Source organism: Mycobacterium sp. 1164985.4 (genome assembly GCF_001668575.1).
Lineage (GTDB): Bacteria > Actinomycetota > Actinomycetes > Mycobacteriales > Mycobacteriaceae > Mycobacterium.
The window spans coordinates 1-8,540 of sequence record NZ_LZMD01000019.1 but is presented as its reverse complement, the minus strand read 5'-3'; the positions used below and the strand labels follow the sequence as shown (position 1 = coordinate 8,540).

At 67.3% G+C, this 8,540-nt stretch carries 10 protein-coding genes; 6 read left to right on the top strand and 4 right to left on the bottom strand.

The genetic code is table 11. From position 1 onward, the window contains the following. A partial coding sequence (locus A5650_RS02465) for a septum formation family protein (RefSeq protein WP_197501771.1) occupies positions 1–725 on the bottom strand: 725 nt, incomplete at its 3' end. Between the two features lie 93 nt (positions 726–818). On the opposite strand from A5650_RS02465, the gene serS reads away from it, so the two are divergent. From serS to A5650_RS02450, 3 genes are all read left to right on the top strand, one after another. After that, positions 819–2,078: a serine--tRNA ligase gene (gene serS / locus A5650_RS02460; RefSeq protein WP_067285942.1), complete on the top strand. Its 1,260-nt coding sequence runs from the start codon at positions 819–821 to the stop codon at positions 2,076–2,078. Between the two features lie 77 nt (positions 2,079–2,155). Beyond that, on the top strand, positions 2,156–3,304 hold the full coding sequence (locus A5650_RS02455) for a zinc-dependent alcohol dehydrogenase (protein ID WP_067285940.1): 1,149 nt from the start codon (positions 2,156–2,158) through the stop codon (positions 3,302–3,304). Between the two features lie 10 nt (positions 3,305–3,314). Further along, positions 3,315–3,878, top strand: a complete 564-nt coding sequence (locus A5650_RS02450) for a hypothetical protein (protein ID WP_067285944.1) — start codon at positions 3,315–3,317, stop codon at positions 3,876–3,878. Here the strand turns inward: A5650_RS02450 and A5650_RS02445 are convergent. Continuing rightward, positions 3,875–4,207 (bottom strand): hypothetical protein, encoded by a 333-nt coding sequence (locus A5650_RS02445; RefSeq protein ID WP_067285938.1) that lies wholly within the window; start codon positions 4,205–4,207, stop codon positions 3,875–3,877. The genes A5650_RS02450 and A5650_RS02445 overlap by 4 nt on opposite strands. Then, positions 4,204–5,754: an MBL fold metallo-hydrolase gene (locus tag A5650_RS02440; RefSeq protein ID WP_067285936.1), complete on the bottom strand. Its 1,551-nt coding sequence runs from the start codon at positions 5,752–5,754 to the stop codon at positions 4,204–4,206. The genes A5650_RS02445 and A5650_RS02440 overlap by 4 nt, the downstream gene beginning before the upstream one ends. A gap of 111 nt (positions 5,755–5,865) precedes the next feature. On the opposite strand from A5650_RS02440, the gene A5650_RS02435 reads away from it, so the two are divergent. Genes A5650_RS02435 through A5650_RS02425 form a run of 3 tightly spaced genes read left to right on the top strand, consistent with a single transcriptional unit; the run spans position 5,866 to position 8,215 of the window. Continuing rightward, positions 5,866–6,642 carry a lysophospholipid acyltransferase family protein gene (locus tag A5650_RS02435; protein ID WP_067285930.1) on the top strand — a complete coding sequence of 259 codons (777 nt, stop codon included), beginning with the start codon at positions 5,866–5,868 and terminating at the stop codon, positions 6,640–6,642. Between the two features lie 5 nt (positions 6,643–6,647). Continuing rightward, positions 6,648–7,403, top strand: coding sequence for a lysophospholipid acyltransferase family protein (locus A5650_RS02430; protein ID WP_067285928.1), 756 nt, complete (start codon positions 6,648–6,650; stop codon positions 7,401–7,403). Beyond that, positions 7,400–8,215, top strand: a complete 816-nt coding sequence (locus A5650_RS02425) for a Cof-type HAD-IIB family hydrolase (protein WP_067285926.1) — start codon at positions 7,400–7,402, stop codon at positions 8,213–8,215. Before A5650_RS02430 ends, A5650_RS02425 begins: the two co-directional genes overlap by 4 nt. Before the next feature lie 3 nt (positions 8,216–8,218). Here A5650_RS02425 and A5650_RS02420 read toward each other — a convergent pair. Then, positions 8,219–8,540: LGFP repeat-containing protein (locus A5650_RS02420; RefSeq protein WP_502687038.1), on the bottom strand; the 322-nt coding region annotated here is incomplete at its 5' end.

The following is an 8,540-nucleotide window of genomic DNA, read 5'->3' as shown; positions in this document are numbered from 1 at the left end:
CAGTCGACCGGGATGTCGGTGGGCTGGTTCGTCGTCGGGTCGATACCCAGGCAGGTGCCGGCCGGCCACACCTTGGACTGGTCAACCTCGGCGACCTTGCCCGCGAAGGCCAGCTGCTGATTGTTCGGGCCGGGCAACTGCAGCCCGCACAGCATCCTGCGCTCACCGGACTGGCGCCAGGCCTTGTCGCCCGACCACAGCATGCTCACCGTGAAGCGGCTGTTCGGGTCGAAACGCGGGCCGAGGTAGTTCTTCACCGCCGTGGAGCACTGCTCCTGGCTGATCTGCTGGATGCGGGTGCTCGACGGCGGCGCCGCCTCCGGCCCGTACTCGCTGCCGGGGAAGGTCCGCATGTCGACGGACTCGGCGACCTCGAATCGGTGCTCCTTGCCGCAGTCGACGATCTCGGCCGCGTCGGGTGTGCGGTCGGGCCAGTTGAGGCAGTCGCCCGCCTTGGCGTGTTCGAACGTCGCGTTGCCCCGCGGGCCGAGCGAGATCGTGCTCGCGGTCAGGCCGCTGGCGCCCTCGGTCTGCGGCAGGGCGGTGATGAGCCCCGCGATCAGCAAGCCGCCCAGCGCGGTCAGCACGAGCGCCCGGCGCGTCGGCGTGGCGTGCAGACTGGTCCACCACGCCACCCGCTCCGACGCCGGAGTGTCGCCTCGCTGCAGATCGGCGTGTGCGTCCTCGCCGATTGGGCGATCGGGTGCGTCCAACATCTGCTCCATTGTGACAGGCGTGTCAGGTGCTGTGACAAGTGATGCAGTTGTAAAGTTATGCGGTTGTGCTGGCCAGGGGGTTGGACCAGTAGGGTTGCGCCCGTGATCGACCTCAAGCTGCTGCGCGAAAACCCGGATGCCGTCCGTGCCTCGCAACGCGCCCGCGGAGAAGACCCCGGTCTCGTCGACGTGTTGCTCGAGTCCGACGCCGCCCGCCGGGCCGCGGTGTCAGCGGCCGACAATCTGCGTGCCGAGCAGAAAGCCGCGAGCAAGAAGGTCGGCAAGGCATCGCCGGACGAGCGGCCCGCACTTCTCGAGCAGGCCAAGCAGCTCGCCGAGAGGGTCAAGGCCGCCGAGGCCGAACAAGCCGAAGCCGCGCGGGCGTTCACCGCGGCCCACATGGCGCTGTCGAACGTCATCATCGACGGGGTGCCCGCCGGCGGCGAGGACGACTTCGTCGTGCTCGACACCGTCGGGGAGCCGCCACACCTCGACAACCCGAAGGACCACGTCGAGATCGGTGAGTCGCTGGGGCTCATCGACCTCGAACGCGGTGCCAAGGTCTCCGGGGCGCGCTTCTACTTCCTCACGGGGGCGGGCGCCCTGCTGCAGCTGGGTCTGCTCCAACTGGCGGTGAAGTTGGCCACTGCGAACGACTTCACGCTGATGATCCCGCCGGTGCTGGTGCGCCCGGAGGTCATGGCGGGCACCGGTTTCCTCGGCGCGCACAGCGAAGAGGTCTATCGGATCGAGGCCGACGACCTGTATCTGGTCGGCACCTCGGAGGTCCCGCTCGCCGGCTACCACGCCGACGAGATCCTCGACCTGTCCGGCGGACCGTTGCGCTACGCGGGCTGGTCGTCGTGCTTCCGGCGCGAAGCGGGCAGCCACGGCAAGGACACCCGCGGCATCATCCGGGTGCACCAGTTCGACAAGGTCGAGGGCTTCATCTACTGCAAACCCGAGGACGCCGAGGCCGAACACGAGCGCCTGCTGAGCTGGCAGCGCCAGATGCTGGCCGAGATCGAGGTGCCCTATCGCGTCATCGACATCGCCGCGGGCGACCTAGGATCGTCGGCGGCACGCAAATTCGATTGCGAGGCTTGGGTTCCCACGCAGCAGACCTACCGTGAGCTGACCTCGACGTCAAACTGCACGACGTTCCAGGCGCGCCGGCTCGCGGTGCGGTACCGCGACGAGAACGGGCGCCCGCAGACCGCCGCGACGCTCAACGGAACCTTCGCCACGACGCGGTGGCTGGTGGCGATCCTGGAGAACCACCAGCAGCCCGACGGCAGCGTGCGGGTGCCTGCCGCATTGGTGCCCTACGTCGGCACGGATCTGCTGGCGCCCGCGAAGTAGTCCGCGCGCCGGAGCCGGGTGTTTCGCGTGCCCACACACGGGTAAAGCGATCGCATCCCGACTCTAGGAGGCACGCCGTGAAGGCGATGGTTTACCGCGGCCCGTACAAGGTACGGGTGGAAGAAAAGGACATTCCGCCGATCGAGCATCCGAACGACGCGATCGTGCGGGTGACACTCGCGGCCATCTGCGGTTCGGACCTGCACCTCTACCACGGCATGATGCCCGACACCCGGGTCGGAATGACCTTCGGCCACGAGTTCATCGGTGTCGTCGAGCAGGTCGGTTCGTCGGTGCAGAATCTCAAGGTCGGCGACCGGGTCATGGTGCCGTTCAACATCTTCTGCGGTTCCTGCTACTTCTGTGCCCGCGGACTGTACTCCAATTGCCACAACGTCAACCCGAACGCGACGGCCGTCGGCGGGATCTACGGCTACTCGCACACCTGCGGCGGCTACGACGGCGGGCAGGCGGAGTTCGTCAGGGTGCCGTTCGCCGACGTGGGCCCGTCGCTCATCCCGGACTGGATGACCGACGAGGACGCGCTGATGTGCACCGACGCGCTGGCCACCGGCTACTTCGGCGCGCAACTCGGCGACATCGTCGAGGGCGACGTCGTGGCAGTGTTCGGGGCCGGGCCGGTCGGCCTGTATGCCGCGAAATCCGCGTGGCTGATGGGGGCGGGCCGGGTGATCGTCGTCGACCACCTCGAGTACCGGTTGGAGAAGGCCCGCACCTTCGCGCATGCGGAGACCATCAACTTCGCCGAATGTGACGACATCGTCGTCGAAATGAAGAAGACCACCGGCTATCTGGGCGCCGACGTTGCGATCGACGCGGTCGGCGCCGAGGCCGACGGCAACCTGCTGCAGCACGTGACCGCGGCCAAGCTCAAGCTGCAGGGCGGTTCGCCGGTTGCGCTGAACTGGGCGATCGACGGCGTCCGCAAGGGCGGCACGATCTCCGTGATGGGCGCCTACGGGCCGATCTTCTCCGCGGTCAAGTTCGGTGACGCGCTGAACAAGGGGTTGACGCTGCGGATGAACCAGTGCCCGGTCAAGCGGCAGTGGCCCCGGCTGTTCTCGCACATCCAAAACGGCTATCTCAAGCCCAATGACATTGTGACGCATCGTATCCCGCTCGAGCACATCGCCGAGGGCTACCACATCTTCTCCGCCAAGCTCGACGACTGCATCAAGCCGGTCATCGTGCCCAATGCCGCCTGAAAGGATCATCATGACCTACACCGCCGACCATCCACCCGTACCCACCTCCGATGATCTGCGGGCGCGCATCCCGGGTTGGGGCGCCGACCTCGACCCGGCCGACCGGCCGTCGGTGCCGAAGCTCAAGGCGATGGACACCGGCGCCCGCTGGGACTTCCCCGAGCGCCAGCCCGAAAAGTGGCCCCGCGAGCGCTCCATCGAACATCAGTTCCTGACACCGGTTTTCGGTACGTCGACGCCGCCGCGCGGACTCTCGGGCGCGATCCGGCGCTACTCCTACCGCAAGTACAGCGAGGGCCGCGCCGCACACTGGCTGCTGCTGATCCTGGCCGACCGCGTGGACGCCGTCGAGCACCATATTCAGTCGCTGGTCAGCCTGCGCCCCGACAACCCGATCACCGAGACCGGCGTCAAGGCCGAGTTCACCCACAACGGTCTGGCCGCCCGCGCGCAAAGCAAACGTACCGATGCCAATCACATGTGGTTGGACCCGGTCCTGGTGGCCGGTCCGTGGGTGGCGACGGCGGGAGTGGGGCTGCTGGCCGCGCGGCGGTTGCGGCGAAGCGGTCGTTAGTCCTTGAGCAGTTCGTCGAGCACCGCGATGAACTGGTCGGGGTGCTCGGGGGTGAACGCCGGGCGCCAGCGGTTGCCGTCCACGTCGAGGGTGACGAGGGTGGCTTTCAGCGGGCGGCGCACATCCAGTGGCAGCCAGCGCTGCAGATCCGAACTGCCCCAGAAGCGGTAGCGGTGCATCCAGTTCAAAGGTGAGGCCGTGTACCCGCGGATCGCGCGCAGCGGGATGATCTTCGATGTGCCGGACGGGAAGTGGTAGCGGCGCAACGTGACCGCCTCCCGGTCCACCTGGATCATGCCGTCGTCGTAAAGCTGTTGCGGGGCACTCACTTCCGTTCACTCCGAAGTTCGTGCCCCTTGGTGGTCAGGCAACGGCCGTTCTGCAGGTTCCACTGCCACCCGTGCAGATTGCAGGTCAGTGTCGAGCCCTCGACAACGCCGAACTTCGACAGGTCGGCCTTCAGATGTGGGCAGCGCCGCTGAATCTCCCATCCGTCCAACGTGATCGAGGCGGTGTCGTCGTGCGCCTCGGCGAACCAGCCGTCGGCGTAGGCGATCCGCTCGTCGGTCAGGCACTTGAAGAAGGTGTAGAGGTACTCGTTGTACCCGCCGACCCGCCACGCCCGGAACCGGGTGGACAGGAAGATGGTGTTGACCCAGTCCGGTTCGTTGTCGCGGAGGACGGTGCGCACCAACTCCGGCGGGATTGCGAAGCCATAGCGGAACTTCTCCTCGGGAATCGGCTCACGGACAACCCGTTTCGGGAAGTCGAGCACCACCGTCTCGGGACCGAGCCTCAACTCGACCGGGTAGCCGATGCCGTCGCAGATCTGGTCGCTCTGGATCATGATCGGTTCGAAGTCGGTGCGCAGCGGCTCCAGCAGCGACTCGCCCGCCGCGTCGGCCCAGCCGGCCTTTTCCGCGGCGAGTACCGGTGCCATCCGCTCGGCATAATCGGCGATGTAGTCGGCCTTGCCGGTGGTGAACATCGATTCCACCTCGTCGTCGGGCCGCGGGTGGGTCAGCGAATCCAGTTGCGAGCCGGTGAAAGTCGCGGTCGAACCGGGGATCATCAGCAGCCCGCCGTCGTGGCCGTGCGTGCGCATCTGGTCCAGGAACACCATCTGGTCGGGGAAGATGTTGGCCGGATCGCCGTGGTCGTCGTTGAGGGCGCGCAGCTCGGGGTCGAGGAAGCAGGGCGGGCCCGCGGACGGGATGACCCACGTGGCGCCCACCTGGGCGATGTACTGTCGGCACCGGTCCATCTGGCGCTGACGCTTCTGTACACCGAACGCCTCCTTGGCGCGCGCGGGCATGTCGTAGACCATCGGATACCAGATGGCGCCGGAGTACTGCAGCATGTGGACGTCGACGTGGCCGAAGTCGGCGTGCACGACGTCGAGGTCGACGGGCCGTGCGTCGTTCATGTTGAAAGCAACCGTTTCACCGTCGTCGACGACGAGGCCCGAGTCGCCGATCGGGCCGTCCGCGGGGGCGCGGAGCGCGATGATCATCACACCGAGGTCGCCCTTGGGTCCCGACACCGTGTTGCGCACCGAGTCGGTGGTCTCGAAGAACCGGTGGAACCCCAGCTTCTCGAGCTCGCGGCGCAGATCGGGCACCGGATAGTCCGGCAGCAACACGATCGCGTCCTTGTTGACGTGCTCGCGCAGCAGTTTCGGGTCGAAGTGGTCGCGGTGCAGATGCGAGACGTACAGGTAGTCGCAGTCGCCGAGCGCATCCCAGTCCAGCCCGCTGTTGTCGGGGAACGGGAACCACGACGCGAAATACGCCGGGTTCACCCAGGGATCACACAGGATGCTCCCGGCCGCCGTGACGATGCGGAATCCCGCGTGGCCGATGCTGGTGACCTGCACAAATACCCTTCCTGCGAATGTGGTTGCCCGCGGCGAGTCTATCCCGCCGACCGACCCTCCTCGTGCCACGCTCGACACACCCCACCGTGCCGCGCGACTAGGCTGCCTGATGTGGAACCCGTATACGGCACCGTCATTCAGCTGGCGCGGCTGATCTGGCGCGTGCAGGGGCTCAAGTTCACCGTCACCGGTGTCGAGAACCTGCCCACCACAGGCGGCGCGGTCGTCGCCATCAACCACACGAGTTATTTCGACTTCACCTTCGCCGGGTTGCCCGCCTACCGGCAGGGCCTGGGCCGCAAGGTCCGCTTCATGGCGAAGAAGGAAGTCTTCGACAGCAAGATCTCCGGTCCGATAATGCGCAGCCTGCGTCATATCGAGGTGGACCGCGACAGCGGCGCCGACTCGTTCTCCCAGGCGTGTCTCAAGCTCAAGGAAGGCGAACTGGTCGGCGTCTATCCCGAGGCCACCATCAGCCGCAGTTTCGAGATCAAGGAGTTCAAGTCCGGAGCCGCCCGCATGGCGATCGCTGCGGGTGTGCCGATCGTTCCGCACATCGTGTGGGGTGCTCAGCGGATCTGGACCAAGGGCCACCCGAAGAAGATGTGGCGACCGAAGGTGCCGATCTCGGTCGCGGTCGGCGAGCCGATCGAGCCGACTCTGCCCGCGGCGGACCTGACGGCGCTGCTGCACTCGCGCATGCAGCACCTGCTCGAGCGGGTGCAGGACGAGTACGGCCCGCACCCGGCCGCTGAATTCTGGGTGCCACACCGACTGGGCGGGGGCGCGCCGACGCTCGCCGAGGCCAACCGCATGGACGCCGAGGAGGCTGCCGAGAAGGCCGCGCGGCGCGCCCAACGTGCCGATCCCGGTGGGGCACCGGGGTAGCGCCCATGGAGCCCGTCTTCTACTCGCTCGAGGTTCTGGTCAAGGCGGCGGTCAGGATCGACGGACTCCAGATCACCTACCGCGGACTGGAGAACATTCCCGCCAGCGGCGGCGCGGTGATCGCGATCAACCACACGAGCTACGTCGACTGGCTGCCCGCCGCTCTGGCGGTGCACTATCGCAAGCGGCGCCTGCGTTTCATGATCAAACAGGAGATGCAGGAAGTGAAGGTCATCAACTTCCTGATCCGCCACACGGGCACGATCCCGGTGGACCGCCACGCGGGGGCCGGTGCGTACACCGTCGCGGTGGAGCGCCTGCGCGCCGGCGAGCTCGTCGGCGTGTACCCGGAGGCCACCATCAGCCGCAGCTTCGAGCTCAAGGATTTCAAGACCGGAGCCGCGCGCATGGCCCGCGATGCCGACGTGCCGATCGTCCCGCTCATCGTCTGGGGCGCGCAGCGGATCTGGACCAAGGATCATCCCCGCCACCTCGGCCGCACCAAGATTCCGATCACGGTGCAGGTGGGTAACCCCATGCGGGCCGGCGAGACGATGGAGCAGACATTGCAAGACCTGCGTTCGGCGATGACCGAACAGCTGCACGAGGCGCAGCGCCACTACCCGCACCCACAAGGCGCGTACTGGGTGCCGCGCCGCCTCGGCGGCTCGGCGCCGACGCTGGGCGAGGCGAAGGCGCTCGACGAGGCGGAACTGGCCGAGCGCGCCCGCAAGCGTGCGCTGCGGGAAGCGAAGCGATGACCTTGCCTCTGCTGATCGCCACCGATGTGGACGGCACGCTCCTCGACGACGACGAGAAGGTCTCGCCGCGCACCAAGGCCGCGGTGACCGCCGCGGTGGAGGCGGGGACGAAGTTCGTGCTTGCCACGGGCCGTCCGCCGCGGTGGGTACAGCCGGTCGTCGACGCGTTGGGTTTCGCCCCGATGGCGGTGTGCGCCAACGGTGCCGTCCTCTACGACCCGGCGACCGACCGCATCGTATCCGCGCACACGCTGAGCGCCGACCTGCTCGGTGAGCTTGCCGACATCGCCACGCGGGTCATTCCGGGGGCGGGCCTGGCCGTCGAGCGGGTGGGCCGCAGCGCCCACGACGCCGCAACGCCGCAGTTCGTCAGCTCACCCGGTTACGAACACGCGTGGCTCAACCCGGACAACACCGAGGTGTCGCTCGAGGACCTGCTCAGCGCGCCCGCGATCAAACTGCTCGTCCGCAAGGCCGGCGCGCGCAGCGCCGACATGGCCGCCGCACTCGCCGAACACGTTGCGGGCATAGGGGATATCACCTATTCGACAAACAACGGCCTGATCGAGGTGATGCCGTCGGGCATCAGCAAGGCCACCGGTGTGGCCGATGTGGCCCGGCCGCTGGGCATCTCCGCCGAGGAGGTCGTCACATTCGGCGATATGCCCAACGACGTGCCGATGCTCGAATGGGCTGGGCTCGGCGTTGCGATGGGCCACGCCCATCCTGAGGCGCTGGAGGCGGCCGATGAGGTCACCGCGACCAACAACGACGACGGCGTCGCGCGCGTGCTCGAGCGTTGGTGGATGTAGCTCTCAGGGGCTGATGGGCGGCGTGAACCGCTCGAGTTGGATGGGCGGAGCGTCGACGGTGGGCTTGGGCAGTTCGACCGAGATACCGTCGAAAACCCTTGTCACCGTGCCCTTCTCACGATCAAAGTTGAGCGTGCCGTGCTGGAAGTTCTGCACGATCCACAGCGGCTCCTGGATCTCCCCACTGGTGGGCAGTCCGAGCGCTCCGCGTTCGAAACCGAGCGCCCCCCAAGCCTTGTAGATCTCGCCGGTGACCGGTTCGGCGCCGCTCTCCGGCGACCAGTAGATCGCGCCGCGCTCGAACGTGACGTAGCGGACGCTGCCC

Bases quoted from the DNA above. Each gene is read 5' to 3' on its own strand.
- A5650_RS02450 (WP_067285944.1), top strand. From the start codon at position 3,315: ATGACCTACACCGCCGACCATCCACCCGTACCCACCTCCGATGATCTG.
- A5650_RS02430 (WP_067285928.1), top strand. From the start codon at position 6,648: ATGGAGCCCGTCTTCTACTCGCTCGAGGTTCTGGTCAAGGCGGCGGTC.
- A5650_RS02425 (WP_067285926.1), top strand. From the start codon at position 7,400: ATGACCTTGCCTCTGCTGATCGCCACCGATGTGGACGGCACGCTCCTC.